Annotated in this window: 17 protein-coding genes; 9 read left to right on the top strand and 8 right to left on the bottom strand. The window is 42.3% G+C overall.

All coding sequences use genetic code 11. The features are described 5' to 3' along the window. The first annotated feature begins 120 nt into the window (after nt 1-120). From MTF66_RS13060 to MTF66_RS13050, 3 genes are all read left to right on the top strand, one after another. The gene (locus MTF66_RS13060; protein WP_248527394.1) at nt 121-2,004 is read left to right on the top strand and encodes a propionyl-CoA synthetase; all 1,884 of its coding nucleotides are present in this window, start codon (nt 121-123) and stop codon (nt 2,002-2,004) included. A gap of 112 nt (nt 2,005-2,116) precedes the next feature. Next, nucleotides 2,117-3,784 carry an asparagine synthase-related protein gene (locus tag MTF66_RS13055; RefSeq protein ID WP_248527393.1) on the top strand — a complete coding sequence of 556 codons (1,668 nt, stop codon included), beginning with the start codon at nt 2,117-2,119 and terminating at the stop codon, nt 3,782-3,784. 128 nt (nt 3,785-3,912) lie between these two features. After that, the gene (locus MTF66_RS13050) at nt 3,913-4,482 is read left to right on the top strand and encodes a DUF2799 domain-containing protein (RefSeq protein WP_054560687.1); all 570 of its coding nucleotides are present in this window, start codon (nt 3,913-3,915) and stop codon (nt 4,480-4,482) included. Here MTF66_RS13050 and MTF66_RS13045 read toward each other — a convergent pair. The 5 genes from MTF66_RS13045 to MTF66_RS13025 all read right to left on the bottom strand — a co-directional run bounded on the left by MTF66_RS13045 (nt 4,468) and on the right by MTF66_RS13025 (nt 13,247). Further along, nucleotides 4,468-6,150, bottom strand: a complete 1,683-nt coding sequence (locus MTF66_RS13045; protein WP_248527392.1) for a sensor domain-containing diguanylate cyclase — start codon at nt 6,148-6,150, stop codon at nt 4,468-4,470. The two genes, MTF66_RS13050 and MTF66_RS13045, sit on opposite strands and share 15 nt — an antisense overlap. Nucleotides 6,151-6,265: 115 nt before the next feature. Further along, the gene (locus MTF66_RS13040; protein WP_248527391.1) at nt 6,266-7,579 is read right to left on the bottom strand and encodes a DASH family cryptochrome; all 1,314 of its coding nucleotides are present in this window, start codon (nt 7,577-7,579) and stop codon (nt 6,266-6,268) included. A gap of 96 nt (nt 7,580-7,675) precedes the next feature. Then, nucleotides 7,676-8,149, bottom strand: coding sequence for a VOC family protein (locus tag MTF66_RS13035; protein WP_138624797.1), 474 nt, complete (start codon nt 8,147-8,149; stop codon nt 7,676-7,678). Nucleotides 8,150-8,288: 139 nt separating this feature from the next. Continuing rightward, complete coding sequence (locus MTF66_RS13030) at nt 8,289-11,849, bottom strand: ImpA family metalloprotease (RefSeq protein ID WP_248527390.1); 3,561 nt, start codon at nt 11,847-11,849, stop codon at nt 8,289-8,291. Nucleotides 11,850-11,993: 144 nt separating this feature from the next. After that, nucleotides 11,994-13,247, bottom strand: coding sequence for an MFS transporter (locus MTF66_RS13025; protein WP_248527389.1), 1,254 nt, complete (start codon nt 13,245-13,247; stop codon nt 11,994-11,996). A 415-nt stretch (nt 13,248-13,662) separates the two neighbouring features. On the opposite strand from MTF66_RS13025, the gene MTF66_RS13020 reads away from it, so the two are divergent. The 3 genes from MTF66_RS13020 to MTF66_RS13010 all read left to right on the top strand — a co-directional run bounded on the left by MTF66_RS13020 (nt 13,663) and on the right by MTF66_RS13010 (nt 17,843). Beyond that, entirely contained in the window at nt 13,663-16,032 is a 2,370-nt protein-coding gene (locus MTF66_RS13020) for a TonB-dependent receptor domain-containing protein (RefSeq protein ID WP_248527388.1), read from the top strand. A 154-nt stretch (nt 16,033-16,186) separates the two neighbouring features. Continuing rightward, a complete protein-coding gene (locus MTF66_RS13015) occupies nt 16,187-17,107 on the top strand; it encodes an alpha/beta fold hydrolase (protein WP_248527387.1) in 921 nt (306 codons plus the stop codon). Nucleotides 17,108-17,150: 43 nt separating this feature from the next. Next, nucleotides 17,151-17,843 carry a hypothetical protein gene (locus MTF66_RS13010; RefSeq protein ID WP_248527386.1) on the top strand — a complete coding sequence of 231 codons (693 nt, stop codon included), beginning with the start codon at nt 17,151-17,153 and terminating at the stop codon, nt 17,841-17,843. A gap of 14 nt (nt 17,844-17,857) precedes the next feature. Here the strand turns inward: MTF66_RS13010 and MTF66_RS13005 are convergent, their stop codons facing one another. Then, on the bottom strand, nt 17,858-19,225 hold the full coding sequence (locus MTF66_RS13005) for an alkaline phosphatase PhoX (protein WP_248527385.1): 1,368 nt from the start codon (nt 19,223-19,225) through the stop codon (nt 17,858-17,860). A gap of 258 nt (nt 19,226-19,483) precedes the next feature. On the opposite strand from MTF66_RS13005, the gene MTF66_RS13000 reads away from it, so the two are divergent. Together MTF66_RS13000 and MTF66_RS12995 are read left to right on the top strand one after the other, a co-directional pair. Next, the gene (locus MTF66_RS13000) at nt 19,484-19,954 is read left to right on the top strand and encodes a DUF4920 domain-containing protein (protein ID WP_187489954.1); all 471 of its coding nucleotides are present in this window, start codon (nt 19,484-19,486) and stop codon (nt 19,952-19,954) included. Continuing rightward, on the top strand, nt 19,947-20,516 hold the full coding sequence (locus tag MTF66_RS12995) for a PepSY-associated TM helix domain-containing protein (RefSeq protein ID WP_248527384.1): 570 nt from the start codon (nt 19,947-19,949) through the stop codon (nt 20,514-20,516). Before MTF66_RS13000 ends, MTF66_RS12995 begins: the two co-directional genes overlap by 8 nt. A 57-nt stretch (nt 20,517-20,573) precedes the next feature. Here MTF66_RS12995 and MTF66_RS12990 read toward each other — a convergent pair whose 3' ends face one another. Then, a complete protein-coding gene (locus MTF66_RS12990; RefSeq protein WP_248527383.1) occupies nt 20,574-21,383 on the bottom strand; it encodes a hypothetical protein in 810 nt (269 codons plus the stop codon). Nucleotides 21,384-21,481: 98 nt separating this feature from the next. Continuing rightward, entirely contained in the window at nt 21,482-21,931 is a 450-nt protein-coding gene (locus MTF66_RS12985) for an Lrp/AsnC family transcriptional regulator (RefSeq protein ID WP_054551870.1), read from the bottom strand. A 99-nt stretch (nt 21,932-22,030) separates the two neighbouring features. Here MTF66_RS12985 and MTF66_RS12980 point away from each other — a divergent pair, with 99 nt between their 5' ends. Continuing rightward, the gene (locus tag MTF66_RS12980; RefSeq protein ID WP_248527382.1) at nt 22,031-22,621 is read left to right on the top strand and encodes a LysE family translocator; all 591 of its coding nucleotides are present in this window, start codon (nt 22,031-22,033) and stop codon (nt 22,619-22,621) included. Nucleotides 22,622-22,772 lie beyond the last annotated feature (151 nt).

Genomic DNA, 22,772 nt, shown 5'->3' with positions numbered 1-22,772 from the left:
ATTTCACTACATTTAGCTCAATTAATGCCGACCAAGGTCGCATATTATTTAATCAAAAACCGCCCTATATTTTTTAGTACGTTGTACAAATCTCTCACTAAAAAGTATAGGAGCCTCACAATGGCGGGCGAATATCAACAACAATACCAACAGTTCCAGCGCGATCCGGGTCAGTTTTGGCTTGAGCAAAGTAAACGACTTCCTTGGTTTAAAGAGCCAAGTGCCCCTTATCAATATGACGATAATGATTTTTACCATTGGTTTGCCGATGGTCAGTTAAACACTTGTTACCTAGCTCTCGACCAACACGTCGAAGCAGGCTATGGCGACCAAACTGCACTGATTTACGACTCCCCTGTTACCAATACCAAACAACAATACACTTATGGCGAGTTACAAACTCAAGTTGCTAAATTTGCTGGGCTCATGCAATCCCTTGGTGTAAGCAAAGGTGACCGTGTAGTCATTTATATGCCAATGATCCCACAAGCAGTTATTGGTATGCTGGCGTGTGCGCGCCTTGGTGCCATTCACTCCGTTGTATTTGGTGGTTTTGCACCGCACGAACTCGCGGTGCGTATTGATGATGCTAAGCCAAAGCTTGTGCTTACTGCGTCTTGCGGGGTCGAAATTAATCATGTGATTGAATATAAGCCACTGCTTGATGAAGCACTCGAAAACGCCAAGCATGCTGTTGAACACTGTATTGTATTTCAGCGTGAACAAGCCATTGCCGAGATGCAAGATGGCAGAGACATCGATTGGCAATCAGCCTCTGATACAGCAAGTGCAGTCGATGCAGTGCCTGTTGCAGGTGACGACCCGCTTTATATTCTTTACACATCAGGCACCACAGGCACACCTAAAGGGGTGGTTCGAGAAAACGGTGGTCACGCTGTTGCAATGCATTACAGCATGGAAACCGTGTATGGCATGAAGCCCGGCGAGGTATTTTGGGCAGCTTCCGATATTGGCTGGGTGGTTGGTCACTCATACATTGTATATGCACCGCTCATTTATCGCTGTGCCACCGTACTTTATGAAGGAAAACCAATAAGAACTCCTGATGCCAGTGCGTTTTGGCGTGTTGTAGAAGATTATAAAGTCACCGCCTTATTCAGTGCTCCAACTGCATTTCGCGCAATTAAAAAAGAAGACCCTACCGCCGAGGGCTTTAAAAAATACGATACCTCAAGTTTAAAACGTTTATTCTTGGCCGGTGAGCGCCTAGATCCGCCAACGTATGAATGGCTGAAAGACAACACCGGCTTGCCTGTACTCGACCACTGGTGGCAAACAGAAACAGGTTGGGCAATTGCGTGTAACCCAATTGGTATTGAACAACTTGCCACTAAACCGGGAAGTTCAACGGTGCCTACACCGGGCTTTGATGTACAAATTCTTGATATGAATGGTGAGCAGTGCGCCGCAAACGAAAGCGGCGCTGTGGTCATAAAACTGCCTTTACCTCCTGGTTGTTTACCAACAATTTGGCAAAACAATGAACGCTTTCAAGCGGGCTATTTAAGTGAGTACCCTGGTTATTACCTCTCTGGTGATGGCGGCTATATTGATGACGATGGGTATCTATTTATTATGGGTCGTACCGATGATGTAATTAACGTTGCAGGTCATCGCTTATCAACCGGTGAAATGGAAGAGATTGTAGCAGCCCACCCTGCTGTTGCTGAATGCGCAGTATTTGGTGTTAACGATGCACTCAAAGGGCAATTACCCATGGCGATGATAGTGCTCAAAGACGATTATCTTGGTGATAGCAAAGAGGTTGAGCAACAGTTAGTCCACTCGGTAAGAAATCAAATTGGCGCCATTGCCTGCCTGAAAAACATTTTGCATGTTGAGCGCCTCCCAAAAACCCGCTCAGGGAAAATACTCAGAAAGAATTTACGCCAATTGGTCGATGGTGAAGAACTGCAAATTCCATCAACCATTGATGATGCGAGTATATTCGATGAAATCAACCAACAACTTAACAATCGCTGATCTGCGTTTGTAATTTTGTAATGTTACCAAAGGCCTTGTTTAAGGCCTTTATTCGTTTTGGCCTATGGCTTGCAACTTTACATGTAAGTTAGCAAACGAAAAGGTGGTTAACATGGCTGTTATCGCAGGTTATATCCAATTCAATGAATTAGGCAAAACAGAATTTCATTATATTAATCAACTAGCTGATGTATTTAATCGCTATAAAAAAGCAGATGTTCAGCGCTTTGATTGCGATAATGGAGCTATTTTTCACTATGACTTTGATGCTTACCAACAAGCGAGTTGGTTGCAAACTGAGTCGCAAATTGCAACGCTGATTGGTCACCCTTTACTGAGCAGCTCGCGCTGTGATGATTTAAAAACCATGGCCAATACAGCTTCGCTCAACACTTGCTTACAGCAATGTGAAGGGGTATTTAGCTTTTGCCAGTTTAATAGCCAATTAGGCAGCTTAGTACTTGCCACCGACCCACTTGGTTTAAAGCCGTTTTATACCTTAAAAACAGCGCAAGGCTTACTGTTTTCAACCAACTTGGGGTTATTCAAACAGCTCAGTATTGAGCTTGAAAGCGATGCCGAAGCACTTACAGAGCTTGCTGTGCTTGGTTACCCGCTATTAGATCACACGCCTTACAAAAACATTAAATGCTCATACCCCGGCGAAATATTACGTTTTGATGCCAGTCACGGCGTGGTAAAACAACGTTACTTCGATTGGGTCGCCCTTGCCAAACAAAACTTTGAGGTGACCGACGCAATTGAAGGGGTTACTCAGGCTTTTCGCAGTGTTGTAACAAAAGCGATGCACACCGATAAAAAAGTGCTGAGCACCCTCTCTGGCGGCCTTGATTCACGGTTAATTAACTGCGAGCTATTACGCCAAGGTGTTGAGCTTAAGTCGTTTAATTTTTCGCAATCAGATAGCCAAGATCTCTACTGCGCAAAACAATATGCTTCGCAAAATGCCCTTAAACTTGAAGTTGTGCAAGTACGCGACACGCAAAAGCTCTCTGTTGAGCAGCGCCTTGGCAAATACTGGCGCAAAGCACATCACAATGAATATAAAACCGTTTCAAGACCACAAATTAGTTGGTCTGGTAATGGTGGCAGTGTTGGCTTAGGTGCCGTGTTTTATGGCGACGCTATTTATGATGCGGCAAAAGAAAACAATCTTGATAAGCTCATTCAAGCTTATTTAGATCAGCAGTACGCTTATTTGCCAAAGTCAGTGGTACATAATGCGTCACTACTACAACAAAAATTAATTGATAACCTAAAACTTAGTTTTAAACCGTTAGCCGAGCTACCACTCGAAAAAGCATTTCAATTGTTCTTACTACTCAATGATCAACACCATCATTTGAGCATTCCAAACGAGCAAGTATGCGAATTTAAAATGGAATTCTTCCATCCGTTTTATTCGTGGAAGGTACTGCAATATCCTTTAGCGGTCCCTGTTGAATATGTACGTAAGCACCGCTTTTATCAACGCTGGCTGAAAACTAGTTACCCACGTGCCATGCTTGCCCCCTGGCAGGCCTACCCAGGTCACATGCCTTGCCCTATCAAGGTAAATTACCAATCACAGTGGCAGTTTAATAATAATAACCTAATGCGTTTTGGCGAGCTGTTTAAGCTATGGTACGAGATCATGCGCTTTGACCGCCATCAGTTGATCAAACGCAGTCATTTTACCGCGTTATGCTTATTACAGTTAGCTCACCTAAAAAATGCGCAGCCAAATATTCGCATTGCTCAGCGGTTCTGTCAGTGGTAATGGATACCAAGGCGCAATAAAGCTTAATCATTTGAGGGCATTGTTATGAAATACAAATACTACTTTCTAAAACACAATATTACAGGCTAGAATCAAGTTAGTTATTAATAATTTAAGCTGAGACTTTAATGAGAAAATGGACACTTCCTCTACTGCCATTAATCGTATTAGCAGGCTGTACCTCAGTCAGTAAAGATGAATGTTTACAAGCCAATTGGCATGGTATTGGTTATAAACATGGTGCAGATGGCACTGAATATCGTGATGGCATAGATGCCTTATCACAATGTAGCGAGTATGGCGTAAGTGCCGATATTGCTGAATATAAAGTGGGATACGATCAAGGTCTGGCGGTGTATTGTGAGCCCGAAAATGGCTTTACGCTTGGCATGCAAGGAGCATCTTACAATGGTGTCTGTAATAGCACCGCTTTTCGTAAGGCATGGCAGGAAGGCAACGACAGGTATCAAGTACAGCAAAGGCTGATATACATTGATGACCGAATTGACGATATTGACCGCCGCCTAAAAGATATTCGCGCTGAGCTTAACAGCAATCAACTTGATAATGGCCAACAAAAAGAGCTTTATCGAGAACGAAGAGATTTAGAAAACGAGCGCAAAGATTTACGCAAAGAGCGTGCTTTACTACCGCTTTTGAATAAGCTGCCGAGTGTCGAAATTTCAACCGAGTGGTGATGCTTTATGTTTAAGCTTCATCTTATACATTTGCTCGTCAGCAGTGGCGAGTAACTCTTTGGCATTTTTACCATCTTCTGGGTAAAGCGCGATTCCAAAACTAGCACTCACAGGCACTTTGGTTGCGTAGCGCTTAGCAACCTCTTCAACCGCTTTTTGGCAGCGCCCTGCAATGTCTTGGCAAACAGAAAGTTTTGCTAACGTTGGTAACACAATCACAAACTCATCGCCGCCAATACGCGCTAATATGTCTTTATCACGCAGCTGAAGTGAAAGCTGCTCACTGATTTCAAGCAGTAGATTATCGCCCTGCTCATGACCAAAGGTATCATTCACCAGTTTAAAGTTATCAAGGTCGACATAAATCAACGAGAACTGGATTCCTTCGTTCGCCGCATGATGAGAAAATGAATGTAACTGAATATCTAAACCACGCCGATTTAACAGCTTAGTAAGAGGGTCTTGATTGACCAGCTCATCAAGAAGTTGGCGCTTTTCTACTGCCTTTGAAATATCATCAAATGCACCAATGTAATGACTCACTTGACCAAGTTCGTCATACATAGCATCTATAGTTAACAATTCAGGAAATACTTCACCGGTTTTGCGCTTGTTCCATATTTCGCCTTGCCAACGGCCAGTATTTAATAAACGCTCCCACATCTTTTCAAAAAACTCTTTGGGTTGCTGCTTAGCTGAGAGTATAGATGGGTTTTTACCAAGCACTTGTGCTTTACTAAAGCCTGTGATTTGTTCAAAAGCAGGATTAACATCCACAATTTTAGGCTCAGGGGTGGTTATTAATATACCGCGGCTTGTCGTTGTAAATACCGCTGTAAGCAGCTGTATTTTTTCGTTACTTTTAACTTCTTCGGTGACATCTTCTGAATAACCATTCCACTCAACACTGCCATTAGCACGGGCTATTGGTGAGGACTTTCCTTCAACCCAAATCACACCTTTAGTTGGATGATTGACTCTATAAACCTCATGCCAATCGGATAATTCGACTCGCGACTTTTCAATGCTTTTTATAACGCGCTTTAAGTCATCTGGATGGATAATATGCATGATTAAATCAGCAGACTTTTTTATATCATCTGCCGTGCAGCCATAGATATCAAAAACTTTAGAGCTTGCAAAAGGAAAGTAAGCTTGGTCATTTTTATCAACTATATATTGATAAACAAACCCCGGTAAGTTATCAGTAAACTTTTGCAATTTAGCATGTAAAAACTCAATTTCTCGCTCTTTTAACCACTGCTCAGTGATATCGATATGAACGCCTAGCATCCACTCAGGGTTGCCATTTTCATCCCAACTTTGCACTTGGCCTTTATCGAGCACTTTAACCCAGTGCCCTTGTTTGTGCTTCATTCGCGCTTCGCAAATATAGCGCTCAGAGTCCCCTTTAAAATGGGCATTTAATAACTGTTCAGATTTTGGCAAGTCATCAGGGTGAGCAAAGCTGAGCCAAGTTTCAATTGAAACTGGCAGTAATTCTTGCAGTGAATAACCGATAATATCGGCCCACTTATCATTGAAAATGGTTTCGCCGGTTTGTACATTCCAAAGCCAAATACCCGCATCCCCACTGTCGAGAATTAGCTGAGCAATGTCTAAACCAAGCTGCGATTTAATCGCATCATACCCTTCACTATACGCCATAATTAGCCTTGTTAACTAGCCCACCAACAATAAAAGCAAGCCTTAATCATTATTTTAGTTAACAAAATAAAAAAACACTAAAAATCTGTGAAGAATATTGATCTAACGCAGGCTATTAAATCATTGGCCAATCCACCTCATCAACACTGTCGATTGTGCTTACGATAGTTTGATCTCCTTGCCATTTTCGAATGTAACGCGCCAGAGGATCATAAAGCGCTGTTTGCTTATTAATATGAAAATGTCGACCGCCTCTAGGATCAACACCGACACCCGCAATATATTGCCAATTACCCCAATTTGCAGCCACGTCGTAATCGATGAGTTGCTGCTCGAAATAAGCCGCACCATAACGCCAATCAAGTTCAAGCTCGTTAACTAAACAACTTGCTGCAATTTGCCGCGAACGGTTAGAAATATAACCAGTTGTATTAAGCTCATGCATTATTGCATTTACCAAAGCAAACGGCGTGCGGCCTTGGCACCACGCATTAAAGCGCTGGCTGTTAAAAGTCGTCAGTGGCGCACTGTGCTTTTGCCCTTTAAAGTGGAATAGTTTTGCGCCAGAGCGCATTGCATGCCACTTGAAATATTCGCGCCACAGTAATTCGAACTTTATCCAATAGCTCGACTCATTCGCACCGTTTTGCTGCTCATACACTTCAACTTCTCGGTACAGCTGTTTTGCGCTAATTGTGCCACCAGCGAGCCATACACTGAACTTAGTACTGTTACTAAAGCCGTCTAACTCATTGCGTGTTTCTTTATAACTGCTTGGCGCTTTAGATGAAAAGTACGCATCACAATGCTGCTGAGCTGCAATTAAGCCACCTTTAAAACTTCCTGAGTGAACAGGAACATCATCTATAGCTTGCTCAGGGCATAGCTGAACTGGGTGAGGTAAGTGGCTAACCGCTTGCTGTGGCGCCGCTATAAAGGTTGGCTCAGCTTCTACCTTTTTGCGAAAGGCAGTAAAGTTTTTAGGTAGGTCATCAAGCTGAAAAGGCAAGTCCGTTGCTTTAAACAAGGTATCTTGTTGATAAGTTTTCACTGTCACTTCTGGACATAACACTTTGATTTTATCGAGCTGTTTTTGCTCATAAACGCCAACTTGCTCGGTACAAACCAAAGTTTCAATATCGTACTTTTGTAATCGCTGACTGATTATTTGCTCAGGCTCACCACTTAGCACATGAAGTGTTTGCCCAAGCCTCTCAACGGCTTGTGCAAATGCAGCTAGGCTTTCACGTAAAAAGTGGTATTTATGCGTGCCATACGGTTTTGATTGGTAGTTAGTTTGCCTAAACCAGCGCGGCTCAATCACAAACACTAAATCAAGCTCGCCATCAAAATCAGCTAAATCAGATAGAATTTCATTGTCGACTAGGCGTAAATCATTTTGCAGCCAATATAGAACACGCTTTTTCATTGAATTACTCGTTGCTTTTAATACTCATACGAGTAAATCCATTATTTGGATTTTAAATGCCAAAATTTAATGATTGGGCAATATTTCGGATTGATGTTAAGCATCTTGCTCTTTACTCATAAGCTCGCTCATACGTTGCATAAGTTCTTGCTCACTGAGGTCTTCTTTGTGTGTGCCTATAGTCCAAATGTGGCCAAAAGGGTCTTCTAAAGTCCCTGACCTATCGCCATAAAATTGGTCATGTACTGGGCGTAGCTCTTTTGCCCCAAGCGATAAAGCTTTAGCAAAAACAGCATCGACATCTTCAACATACAGCATAATGCTCACTGGTGTACCGCCAAGTTGTTGCGGCGACTTAAATTGCACATCAGGGCAATTATCAGAAAGCATAATATGAGAGTCGGCTATTTTTATTTCAGCATGCGCTACCCCACCATCAGGCAGAGGCATTTGCATTACAAGTTCAGCAGCAAAAGCTTGTTTGTAGAACTCTATCGCCTTAGTGGCACCTTCAATAACCAAATACGGGGTTACCGCATGGAAACCTTTGGGGATTGCAGAAACAGCCATGTTACACCTCAACGTTAAATGTGTGTGTTATAAAGGTAGCAGTTGTAGCTAATTTCACTAATCTAATAATAAAAACGCCAGCGAAATCTTTCGCTGGCGTTTTAAATACAAATACCAATCAACTCAACAAAGCGGTGTATTATTCAGGCCAGCTTTGAGCCCCATCAATTGCAACCTCTGTTTGATTTAACGTCGTGCAATAACCTGTGGCAGATGAGGCATAGTAAACATCATCTAATACCGTGTAGTTTTTTGCTTTAACCTGCTGTTTTGCTTTGTCTGACGTTGCCATGCCCCACATGCTGAAGTAGCTGCTCAAATCGAGCTCGGTTGCTTCTGAAAGCGCTATTAATAGCCAATCATTGTTGCCTATACTTTGTGCCTCCGACAAGCTGTAGCTTGAAAAGCCAAGTGCATCTTTTTGTGCCTGCCAATTAGTCTCGCTGTTATCGGCTAGATTAAACGCACGCTCCAAAATGTGTAAGCGAGGATATAAATGCCAGCCGTTTTCGAGCTTATTGTGTGCCTGTGCGGCCATCATAATTTGTAAATAAATAGCGTGACTTTGCGACCACTGAGACATTGCTAAATCTTGCATGTAAGCAAATGCATCTGCGCTTTGTTTACTGGCTTGTAAATGATCAAACAAGTTCTCGAATGGCAAGTTTTGGCACGATGCCGAAAAGCCCGTTTCATCTTCAAACTTCGACTTACTGTAGTAGGAGTAAAAGTTGGTATTTGAATGGCCACCAAACCCTTCGATACGAAAGCGCCCTTTTTCAAGACCATGTCCTAATTCATGGATATCGCCATGCCCAGTTGGATTAAAATTCCAACCTGCGTCATACGGATTACCAGAACAGCCCCAACCACAGGTCGGTTGGTCTGCATTCATATGTTTTACAATATCAATTGTTTGTACTTCAATATTGCGTTCACTCGCAAAGTCATGAATTTCGCTAACCACATCGATGCCCGGCCCTTTGAAACCAGCAAGTACATGCGGATAGTTATGGGTATAGCGCTCTACAGCATGGGCGAAGTCAGACGCTATGGGCCAATAACCATCGTTAATTGAAATACGCATTTTCTCGAGCTTTGAATGCACTTCAAAGCCACCGGTTGCGACCTCGGCCCAATCATAGTCACCTTTTTCAAGCAACTCAGCGAAGCGCTCATCATCACTGCTGCTACGCCAATAGGGGTGCTCACCTACATTGCTAAATTCAAAGCTGACATCTAAATCATTTTGATCAAACTCAATTTGAATTGGCCCACCATAAGGTGACGTAAAATAGACTGTTTCATTTGTCTCTATAGGCACATGAACCGACTGCAATTTAGCGGGTCGATTATAGCCATTGCTGCTCATGTAATGTGTTGCGCCATCACGCAGAGTATTAACAAACACCTGGGTATTCACTGCTTGATTATCGGTGCGTTTAATAGCAAACGTTTGCCCCGGCAAGGCATACACACCCGTTGAGCGAAAATACGCCTTACTCTGCATATTCACGGTGACGGTTTTAGGTGTTACATGACTAAAATCACTACGGCTGAAATTACCCATATCAACTTGAAGTGGGTTAACTTTACGTATATTTAATACCGCATGATCAGTAAACAGGGCACGAAAAAAGCTTGTATTATCAGTGCTTAGCTTATCCATCGGGAAGCTTACAACTTGGCGATAATGATCTGCAAGCAGCGCCAGTAACTGATAAAAGCGATAACCCTGCTCTGTAAAGATATCTGTTTTCGCTTGGTCAAAACCTCTAAAAACCGAATTAATGATCGTTGCCGCATCACTAAACTGTTGCTGATATTGGCTTTCAGCTGGGCAACTACGGTTATCACAGGCACTTAAATCAACACTAAATTCGCTGCTTTTAAAGCGACTAAGTAAGTCTTTAATAGTTTGCGCATCGGTTGGCAAGCTGTCGTTAATAGCAATTGGGTTCCACTGTGCCAATTCTAATCGGTGCCAATAATTATCACCTGCAACACTCACATGGAGTAATTCAAATAACGCTCTACCTAGTGCAGTTTGGCTACCATCACGCTGAATATAAATCACTGCTATATCGTTTTCTTGCGCTTGCTTTACTGCAGCCACAACATTATCAATATTTAATCCTTCACGCTCATGCTGAGAGATAATCAGTACATCCGTGTCAGTTGTTAAACACGCCGCTAGAGCGTCGTTGTCACAACTAGCATTGTCGTTATAGCTCACCATGCCTTCATATTGACTATCAAACCACTCTCGCGTTTTGATCCTATCTTGAAAGTAATAGCTTTGATCAAGTTGCGCTAATACAAGTTTAAGTGGCTGCTCTGCGGTTATTTCTCTGCCAGCTAACCAGGTGGTGCTGTTTTTCAAAAACTGAGTCATTTGCTCGTTAATAGTATTTCGATATGGGTTACTACCAAATACTAAGTAACGGCCCTGTTCCCCATCACTAGTACCAACAACGGCAAGGTTTCTGACTTTTGTCTCGTAACCATCTTGCCAACTATTGTTGGTAAGTAGAACTGGCTCATTGAATGGATAAGTGGCATTTAATAACGTTGCATCCCATGTTGGATACCAGCTTAATTCATCAAGAACGGAGCTTGAGCCAAAAGCAAATAAGCTATTTTTAATGCTTTGAAAGCGCGCTTTGTGGGTATCAATTTCATTAATGGTCGCATCAAGTAGCAACTCACTGTTTGGAACAACCAGCGCATTGCCAATTTCGAGTGCCTCGGCCACATAACTTTGGGTGATGTTTAACACAAACTCAAAGCTTGCCTGTACACGTGAATCAGAGGCTGTGATTGTGAGTTTATGTTCACCAAGAGCTTCATTACTCGCGGTGCCAGATAAGATGCTAGTTTGCTCATCAAAACTTAGCCACGTAGGTAAACCTGTTACGGTTAAGCTCACTTCATCGTTGTCTGCATCGGTGCTGATTAATTGCACACTCAAAGCCTGCTCAGCACGCGCTTCACTACTCAGTGGAGACACCACAGGCGCTGAGTTTGCTCTGGCAGCGATGTTAAATGTTTGCTCTGCCTGCTGCGTCACTTCGCCATCTGAATAACGAAAACGAATTTGCTGTTCGCCCGTATTCGCAAACAAGGGCGTGCCGCTAAAACTAAGGTTAGTCGCATCAAAGCTAAGCCAATCAGGTTTACTAACTTCACTTACTACCACAGTGTCATTTTGTGCATCAGTAAATGTTAGCTGGTAAGTATAAGCTTGGCCTTCATTGCTATCTGATGGGGTAGAGGTGAGCGTTGGCGGTATATTTTCAATAAGTTTGGCTTCTACATTAATATCAATCAAAAGCTGTGCAGAGAGCTGCCCATCAGTGACCGTAAACTCAATGTTTGCATACTTACCTACTTGCTCAGGCGTGCCACTGATACTTGCTGAGGCTTCATTAAAACTTAGCCAACTTGGTAAGTTTGTTACAGACAAAGTAAGTGGGTCATTATCTGGATCAGAAACTTCAGGGCTAAAACTCAAGGTTTCACCAACACGTAAAGTCTGTGATTGACCGCTGATTTGCGGCGCTTGATTTTGTGGTGTTTCGGTTACAGGAGGGGTTGTTGTTTGTTTTTCATCTGAGCCTGAGCCGCCACAAGCAGCAAGTGTTAGCAATACAGCCGAGCATAATAGCGAGCGCTTGCACAAAGAGTAAGGTGCGTTCATTGAGTTCTTATCGGTATGGTAAACAATTTTTTAACATTATAAGCCGATACTACAAACTAATATCTCGGAAAAAATACGTAAATTGATATCGCTGTCATTAATTGTTAAAGCGTAAAAAAGCCCCATAAAGGGGCTATTTAAAGGTTACGAGCTTGGGTTTGCAAAATCGGGTCTGGGTAACTTTTCGAGTATGGCGTATAAGTAAATCACCACAAGGCAAAGCCCTCCCGCTACAAAGAATAAGGTTGGGCCGTTGTAATAATCTAAAATTAAACCACCACCGAGTGGTGCTAAAGCAAACCCTAAATCATAAAACGAAGCCGCGCCAAAGTACGCACCACGTAAGTGTGATGGTGCGAGCCTATCAAGGTGAACGTTCATCGTCGGAAACAAAATGGTTTCGGCCAAACTCATCACCACTATCGCACCAATCCAGCCCCAGAATAAATCGATTGGATTGAGTGCTAGCCAAAATTGCGACACCATTAGTAGCATCAAACCAATTTGAATTCGCACCGTTAGGCTAAACCGCGCCATCATTTTTAACAGCAGAAATTGACTTGAAATGATCACTAACGCATTGGTAAAAATAAGCGCAGAAATCAATGCAAGTAGGTCGGGTGCCTCTGCACGAGTTAGATATTGTATGAGTGAACTATCCATTTGCGCATAAATAAACATGCACAAAATATTGGCTAAAATTAAACACTGCAGCAGCTTATCTGCAAATAGAATACGTAAGATTTGCTTGCCTTGTACTGCTGGTTTTTTCTCTTCAGGCTCGTCGATTGCGGCAGTATTTTTTGCGGCTTTATCACTAAAATTAAAGCCCCAAACAAGCAGCACCAATAAAATAGCAAATGCCCCTGCGGTAATATAAAAGCTCGACTGCTCACCTGTTAAACCCAGCCATACTCCGGCTAATGGGCCCACCGCACAGCCCACATTAACAATAAAGTACAGCGACTGCATGGCCAACTCACGAGTTTGTGCATCATCAATAATATCGCCAATCGCCGCACTGGTTAGTGGTCGCCAAAGTGCAGTCGCAATCGAGCATAAGGTCATCACAATCACATAACCGGCCACGGTTTGTACCTCAGCCAACAGCGAGAAAGAAATAATATACAACACGCCGGTAATGTACATCAGCGTATGCCGGCCCACTTTATCTGAGAGGCTACTGCCAATAAAACTGGTAAACACCGAAATTACGGCAGCACTGGTAAGTACCAATCCGACTTCTGTCGCCGATAGAGCAAACTTTTCGTACAAAATCACCGCAAGAAATGGCCACACCATGTAATAGCTGCCACGGGTAATAAACGAGCCAAATAAGAAGATCCACATAAGCACAGGAAACTGCTTAAAGCGCGCTAAAGAGATATCTGAATTCATTATTTTAATTTTTATGATGATGATTAAAACACTATACAGGAACTGAATCTGCCTTGGGTATTTAATCTAAAACTTGTTTGTAACAGCGTGTTATACCAACCCGCAATAATACTTAATCATTTTTAGGGATTAAACCTGTCGCTAACTGCGTTAAAAATTTCTCATTTAGAACAACTAAATAACGAAATTTTTGCCTTGCTATCAACGAGGTTTTATTGCCTCAAAATAGACTACTTAATTAAGCGGGTTGGTATTAATTAGCTAAAAAACAAACGCAACTTAATTGTGAATAATGTTAAGCCAACTTGAAAAAGATTAATCTAAATAAGAATAGTTATTGATTGTATTTTTCATTTGTGTAGTATACGCAACGTTCCTCAAAGGGATAACCTACAAAAAGAACTGGAAACCTACAATGAAATCAATAAAACCAAGCTTACTGGCACTTGCCATAGCAACACATTTTTCAGCCTTTGCTGATGACGCTAAGCCGAAACAAGATATGGAACGCTTAGTTATCACTGCAACAGGTTTTGAGCAAAAAGTTACCGAAGCACCTGCAAGTATTTCGATCATCACCAATGAAGATATTAAGTCTCATGCATTCACCTCAGTACTTGATGCTGTGCAGTATTTAGAAGGTATCGACATTGGCACAACTCGTGATAAAACAGGCCAAGGCAGTGTAAGTATGCGTGGTTTAACAGGTGAATACACCTTGTTACTTATTGATGGTAAACGCCAAAATAACCATGGCGATATTTATCCAAACAACTTTGGTGGTAACGCGTTTAACCACGTACCACCAGTTGATGCGATTGAGCGCGTTGAAGTAATTCGCGGCCCTGCATCAACACTTTATGGTGCAGATGCGCTAGGTGGTGTAATTAATATCATCACTAAAAAGCACACTGACAGTTGGAGCGGTGCTGTTTCATTTAGCCGTTCATTACAGCAAAACGATGATTTTGGTGATGACATTACCACTGACTTTAGTGTGATGGGTCCGCTTATCAAAGACGTATTAAGCTTAGGTGTACGCGGCAGCGTTTACGAGCAACAAGCATCATCGCCAACATTTGAACCAGCAACCGATCCTAATGGTGTTGTACATGCTCGTTCATTAGGTTTTGGTCGTGGCGGCCGTACTGTTGATAACACAAACGAGCAGTATGGTTTTACTTTAACTTATACCCCGTTTGAATCTCATCATTTACGTTTTGATTATGATAACTCAAGCCAAGTGTACGACAACACGCCAAGCTATGACATTGAATCAGGCACCATTACTTACCCGCTTGGTACTAAAGATAACATTGAATCAATCTGGCAAGATCGCCGCGGCCAAGTAAACCCGCGCGCAGGTTATGCGGCAGACCAAGAGTTTGACCGTGAATGGTGGTCGCTAAGTTACGATGGTGAACTTAACTGGGCAACTGTAAAAGCCTCTGTATCTTATGTTGATACGCAAAACAATGGCCGTACTTTACCACTGAGTGTAAGCGAGCGATTAGAGCTACAAGCTATGTACGATGGTACTGGCGAATACGAAGGAATGGACGAGCAAGCACGTAAAGACTTAGCCGAAGAGACATTCTTACCACGCCCTGCACGCCCACTTGAAAGCAGCCAATATACCTATGACTTACGCTTTGATATTCCTATCACAGGCAGCTTTGGTAGCCATAACCTAGCAATTGGTGGCCAGCTTATCGACGGTGAATTAAAAGACGGCGTATTTGGTCTTGAAAGTGACCAAGCAGGTCAAGTACAAGAGCAAAACATGTACTCAGTCTTTGCCGAAGATAACTGGATGGCAACTGACAACTTCACCTTTACATTAGGCGCTCGTTACGATGACCATGATGTATTTGGCAGCCAAGTATCTCCGCGCGTTTACGGTGTATATAATCTCTCTGACACTTGGACCCTAAAAGGCGGTGTAAGTACAGGTTATAAAACGCCGCAAACCACTGATCTTTACGACGGTATCACCGGATTTGGTGGTCAGGGCACAAGCCCATTTGCGGGTAACCCAGATTTAGAGCCAGAAACCAGTGTGAACTCTGAAGTTGCACTTTACTGGACTTCGCTTGATGGCGATCACAACATTAATGTGACTTACTACACCACCAAGTTTGAAGACAAAATTGCCCGCGGCGACACTATTTTAAGCTGTGAGCAAACTAACGATGTACGCCCTTGTGTCAACTTAGGTCAATACGATCAACTTGGCTACGATAGCTACAGCCAAAAGATCAATATCGACGAAGTAGACCTTCAAGGTGTTGAAATTGCTGGTCAATACACTATCACTAAAACAGTATCTGTTAACGGTAACTACACGTGGACTGATAGCGAACAAAAAAGCGGTCCTGAAGAAGGTCAGCCATTAACTAACTCAGCTGAGCACATGGCAAACATTACCCTAAACTGGGAAGCGACTGACTTTATGAACCTATATCTACAAGGTGTATATCGTTCAGACCGTTACCGCGGCTGGGATAACGTGCACGACAAAGCGCTGTACTACAAAAACTACAGCCTATTTAATTTAGGTGCGCAGTTCTATGTAAATGAGTATGTGCAAATCAATGCCCGTGTAAACAACCTATTAGACGAAGATTTCACCTCATATAGCACTAGTTATACCGACCTAAATGGCGATGGTGAGTATGAGTACCTAACAGGTCGCGGTGTAGTTAGCGAAGTAACATTCACAGACGACTACAACGTTAAAGATAAAGGCCGTAACTTCTGGATTGGCGTTACCGCTTACTTCTAAGAAGACTCCCTGAAAATAGACAGCATGCAGTCATGTGCTGTCTATTTTTCTTACTACACTATTACTCCTACTATCAGTATTCTTTTTACTGTCACTAAACTGCCAACTTCACACACTAAGCTGATGATACCTGCGTAAGCTTATTTATCAGTCTATGGAACATATCCTTACAGCCAGTGGTATCTGTATTAGTTATCAAGATGAAGGCGATAAAAATGCGCCGGTGATCATCTTAATTATTGGCTTAGGTGCTCAATTTACCGTTTGGCCAGAGTCGCTTTATTTTGGCTTGGTAGAAAGAGGCTTTCGGGTTATTCGTTTTGATAATCGTGATGCAGGGCTATCCTCATCGTTAGATGAGTTAGGCAAGCCTAGCCTGGTAAAGCATTGGCTTAGCCGCCGATTACCCATTCGCACAAAGCTGCCCTATTCGCTCGATGACATGGCTCGCGATGTTAAAGAATTAATGGATGCACTGGCTATCAAAAAAGCGCACTTAGTGGGGGCTTCGATGGGAGGCATGATTGCGCAAATTGCCGCGGCAAAGTATAAAAAACGTGTACTGAGCTTAACTTCAATTATGTCGAGTAGCTCGCCGTTATCGTTTTCGGGTTCAAACATTAACCTGCTAGTAAAGCTCGCTAAAATACGCCCCCGAAGCAGTAATAAAGAAGCCGCGATTGATTACAATGTTAGGCTCAACCAACTCATTGGCAGCCCAGCCTACCCACAAGATGAACACGCTTTATACGCCAACGCAGAACGCTATATTGAGCGGGCCCACACGAATCAAACAGGCTTTAAACGTCAGCTTGCAGCCATTGCCGCAACGCCTTATCGCGAGCAATTACTAAAAAAGATTAAAGCCCCCACATTAGTAATTCACGGCAGCGCTGATCCTGTTATGCCACTGTCTGCGGGTATCAACACCGCACTGTTAATAAAGCGCAGTAAGTTAAAAGTTGTGCCTGGAATGGGCCATGATTTTCCGCCCGCTTTAATGAAAAAAATGACTAAGTGGATTGCTAAACACGCAGCTAAAGTCAGCGCCAAAAAAGCCGCTAAAAAACCCTAAAAGCATGATAGAATTATCATACAATTTATAAGGTTAGCGTTTTATGTTGCGTGTATTTTTTAGTCTGTTTTTAATTATCCCTTGGTTAAGCTTTGCCGGTGTGTCACTAAGCGAGCTGCGCATTATTTATCAGGGCGAAATTAGTGCCAAAAACAATCAACACGTTGCACAGCTTTTGGCTGAGCAGCCAAGCATAAACAGCATACAAATTACCAGTGGTGGCGGAAACGTTGATTTAGGTATGGATCTCGCCGAGTTGATTTTGGCGCATAATTTAAAAGTTCATATAAAACAATTTTGCTTTTCGTCGTGTGCGAATTACGTATTGCTTGCAGGAAACCCTACCACTATAGCTAAGAACGCCATTGTTGGTTGGCACGGCGATGCTGCTTCAGCTCGCTGGCGAGATAGCGATATTGATGCCATGGTAAGCCATTTAAAAGAGCCAGAAAAAACAACCAAGTGGCAGACTTTACGCACTCATTACGATGAAATAATCGCAAAAGCCGTGACTCGTGAAAAAGCCTTTTATGCAAAACGCGGGGTTAATCATGACTTGCTAACGATTGGTTTATCTAAAGAGCTAAAACATGCAGCTGTGGCACAAAAAGCCAGAGGCTGGAGCTACTCAAAAAAAGCACTCAATACACTGAATGTGAATAATATTGAGTTTGCAGATTGGCAGCCCCGCTCGGCAAAGAACTTTCCGTTACTAATAATTGATGAATTAGAGTAAAGTTCTTTTATTTGTTAAACACTAAACTTATGCCATGGGCCTGTTATAGCAAGTGTTTTTGAAGGTGAGTAAACGTTCACAAACAAAGTGCTACCATCTGGTGAAAAACAGGCACCTGCCAGCTCGGTTTGCGCAACCAAGCGAGCAAAATTATAAACTTGCCCATCTGGTGTCACACCTCGAAGGTGATTATCGACCACATCGGTGTATTGGTCTTCACAAACAATTAAGTGACCATTAGGTGACACGGTTAGGTTATCGCCAAAGTTGTATAGGGTTTTGCTAGTACTTTCTACAAACAACGAGATTTTACCTGGTTGCTGCGCTTCTTTATCTGTGCCCTCAAATTCTGATGGCTGATATTTCATAACCTGACCAAGTTGTTTTTTACCGCCATTGGTACAGCAGAAATAAAGCTCTTTATCACCCCAGTGAATACCTTCACCGCGAGCAAATAGTGCCGCACCTTGTTTGTATCCGCGCAGGCGTAAGTCGTCTTTCGGGCTTTCAGGGTTATCTAAATTGACCCACTCAACCTCAAGCTCTTGATGTAGCCCCATGGCTTTATTATTCCAGTTGCGGCTATCGAATTGTGGCTTACCTTTTACCACCATAGCTTGTAATTGCCCACCTTTATGCAGCTTGCCATATTCCTTTGGAATAAAACGATAAAAGACGCTATCACCTTTATCTTCAGTTAAATAAACAATGCCGGTGCGCGGATCAACAGCAGCCGCTTCGTGGTTAAATCGACCCATGGCTTTTAATGGCTCAGGTTTAATTAAGCCTTTGCTATTTGCGGGTACTTCAAAAATATATCCATGGTCTTGGTTAAATCCATCGGCTTTGGTATCTGTGGTTTCTTCGCACGTAAGCCAGGTGCCCCATGGCGTAATACCACCAGAACAGTTACGAATAGTGCCGACCAATGACAAGTATTCTTGCTCTTTTTGATGAGTTTTTAAGTTATAAACGATATGACTTGTGCCACCCGGTAACGCCACACCATCACTGTTAGTATCAAAAGCCAGGGGCGTTTTATGGTTGGCAATACTTGCTTCAGCTTTCGCTAAATCTTTTGGTTTGAGCTCATGGTTTCGCACTAATGCAACACGGTCATTACCAAGAGCTAGGCAGCCCATACCATCGGCTTTGTCGGGGACCGTAAATCCATCAGACATTTTCTCACCTAGGCTTGAAACGACTTGATAACTAAAGCCCTCTGGTAAGTCGAGCAATTTATCTGGATCGGGAATTAACGGTCCAAAGCCCATAGCCGTTGTTTTTAAATCACTTAACGACACTTTACCTATGGCACTTTTTGATAATCCTAAAAAGGCTAATGTGCCCGCCCCTACTAAAAACTCTCGACGTGAAACCATGCTAACTCCAAGCTAAAAACCAGCTTTATCATACAAATAAAAAAGGCATTATAAAGCAATGAAACGATAAAAAGTTACATTATCACAATATTCACGAAATTGTCATAAAGCTTGATTTAACTGATAAAACACGTAAAACATTAAAGCAATTGAACTACAAACACCTCAATTGCAAATAATTTTTAATCGCATTAGCCTTTTATCATACAAGTAAATCGCTTAAACTAAGGCTAAATTTTATTAAAAGAAGCAACCGCCATGTTCCTAAAATCAAAAACATTTATTGCATTCTCATTGGCGCTTTTAAGCTTTAGCCAGCACGCCTTTAGCTTACAGTTTGGCAATCAAGTCGACAGTGACAAACTCATTAAAATTTCGACGGTTATGGCCTCACCAGACGATTACCTTGCAAGTCCAATTACCGTGGAAGGGACTATCACTGGGGTATGCGAAAAACGTGGTTGCTGGATGACACTTGCATCTGACAAGCGCTTTGAAAACTTACGTATCAAAGTTGAAGATGGCGACATGGTGTTCCCGATGACGGCTAAAGGCAGTAAAGCTATTGTAACTGGTAAACTCGATAAAATTCAGCTTAGCCTTGGCCGCACTAAAGCGCTACTTGCTCACAAAGCGCAGCAAGCCGGCGAAAGTTTTGATGTAAACTCAGTGACTGAAGCAATGGCTATTTATCAGCTCGTACCGAGCGGAGTTGAAATCATTGAGTAATAAATCAAGTATCAACTGGTTTAAGTTAAACAGAAACTTACACCGCGATATTGGTTACTTTTGTGTTGGTTTAGTGATTATCTTTGCGGTTTCTGGCATTGCAGTGAACCACAAAGATGATTGGAACCCAAACTACAAAGTAAGCCACCAGCAAATCCGTGTGAGCGATGAAACTTGGCAATTAGATAATGACGCGTTGCTGATTGAGCAAATTATCTCTCATGCTGATGTAAGCGAGCCTGTAAAGGCTTCTTATTGGGTATCGCCGCAAGAGTTTAAGGTATTTTTAAAAAACGGTAACAACCTCAGCCTTAAACTCAATAAAGATGTCATAAGCTATGAAGCTATTGAGCCTCGTCATGTATTTCAAGCATTTAACCGCTTACACTTGAACGAGACAAAAGCTTCGTGGGTGATTTTTTCTGATATTTTTGCTGGGCTGCTGCTGTTTTTAGCAATCAGCGGCTTGTTTATGATCAAGGGTAAAAATAGCCCATGGGGCAGTCGCTCTGTATTAGTCATTAGCGGTATGCTACTCCCAGCAGCTTATGTATTTTTATAACAATCATTACAAAAAAGGCACTAGCGATTGCTAATGCCTTTTCTCGAAAAGCCGAACCTAGAACCTAAATTCAAAGTTTACATTTGCTGCAGTCTCGCTTTCACTGCGATCAAACCAGTTCATCGATTTATAAACCGCTTCACCTGTAATAGCGAACCAATACGTAAATGCATATTCAAGTGCAATGCTGACACCTGCATTATGACCGTCGTAATCAGCGCTAAAATCAAGGCATTGCTCTGGCGTATCACTGCATGCACCCGATAAAAATACATCACCTTCCTCTGTACGGTAATACATTTGGGTATAATCAACATCGATAGTGCCTTTTTGATAAAAGACACTGCCGTATAATAAGGCTTTTGAGCTTAATCGGTATCCTGAAATAAGTGCAATATCATAAGTATCGTGCGATAAATCCCAATCATAGGTATCGTCATCATAATTACCCGCTAATATTGGACCATACCCCGCATCTTCACTGCGAATATAGCCAAGGCTGACAGCCATAGAGAAGTTTTTCTCGACGGCCGATTCTAAAGGGCTGCCGTAAAACTGATGCTTAATAGCGTATTTTTCATAATCATGATCGCCACCAATACCAGCCCCTACGGTAAGCTCCGTCGAATAACCTAAGGTCATACTCATCGAAGTCGTTATCGCTGTACTCGTTGAAGTACTCTCGCTGGTATCTTTCGCAATGATCTTGCTTGTATCTGTACCAACGGTTGCACGAAAATGAAAGGGGTCACTGTTGATCTCTGGGCTCTCAAAGCGTGCCATCGATACACCTGTTTCGGTTGTAGATTGACAGCCTGCTAATAAACCTAAAGCTATAAACGCCAAAAAAGGCTTAAACGTTTTCACGTAATTTCCTTATATATTATTATTTTAACGCGAAGATTCTAGACTAAGGCCTTATAGCTCGCAATAAATCAATAACAAAAAAGGTACAAACTCTATTATTAAGCGCGTTCATCCTTAGGTGATTCCATCACCACATGAGTTGTAATGGTGCGTACCTGTGGTATTGAGCCTAATACATCAGCATGAAACGCTTTATAGGACTTAAGATCCGCCGTCTCAACCCTCAGCAAATATTCAAACGAGCCAGTTACATTGTGGCACTCTTTTACTTCATCAATAAATTCAAGAGCATGTTCGAATGCTCGCTGAGAGACTGTTGAGTGCTCATTTAAACCAACCCCAACATAAGCGATAAACCCTAGGCCAACGGCCTGATTATTAATCACCGCCCGATACCCTGCAATAACCCCAAGCTTTTCTAGCTCTTGCACTCTACGAAGGCATGCCGATGGCGATAAACCCACTTTATCTGCCAGCTCGGCATTGGCAATTCGGCCATTGCGTTTAAGCTCATGCAATATTCTGTCGTTAATTTTATCTTTTTTCATTTTTGATTGTGAACTTTAAATATACACAACAATATTAAGCGCAAAAATTGCGCACATTACAACTTATAATTGCATCTAAATTCAAATGGAGAGATAGCGATGAGTTTTGAAATTTTAACAGCCTTGGCATTATTTGCTTTAGTGTCATCAATTACCCCTGGGCCAAATAACTTAATGTTGATGAGCTCAGGTGCTAACTTTGGCTTCAAAAGAACCACACCACACTTACTTGGCGTGACGCTTGGCTTTATGCTGATGCTGGTTTTAGTGGGTCTTGGCATCATGCAGCTATTTGACTTGTTTCCACCAAGCTACTTGATATTAAAGGTATTTTGCATTGCTTACTTACTCTATCTGGCGTTTAAAATTGCCACAAGTAACGCACAACAAAAAGCCAGTAGTGAAAGTAAGCCGTTTACTTTTATTCAGGCTGCACTATTTCAATGGGTGAACCCAAAAGCGTGGGCAATGGCATTAAGCGCGGTAAGCTTATATGCCCCAGACAAAAACCTCACCTCTGTGTTAATCGTAAGCCTCGTATTTGGCTTAATTAACCTGCCATGCGTCAGCTCGTGGACCCTACTTGGCGAAAAGCTTCAACACTGGCTTGCCAGCCCAAAGCGCTTAAAAGTATTTAACTACCTAATGGCAATACTATTAATCGCTTCAGTGATGTTTAGTTTGTTTTAATTTGAGCAAGCTTTGCTTGTCAGTAGTATATTGAAAGCTTAGCTATCAATAAATGAACTAACGATTAAAGCATTTTTGAATCATAGATAGGATTTAAAGATGAGTAATTTTTCCTGTGCTAAGCTTTATTTACCTAGAGCTTTTCAGTGCG

It is taken from the genome of Pseudoalteromonas sp. 2CM39R (genome assembly GCF_023161845.1).
The sequence above is the reverse complement of the archived record's forward strand: the minus strand, read 5'-3'. Positions and strand labels throughout refer to the sequence as shown.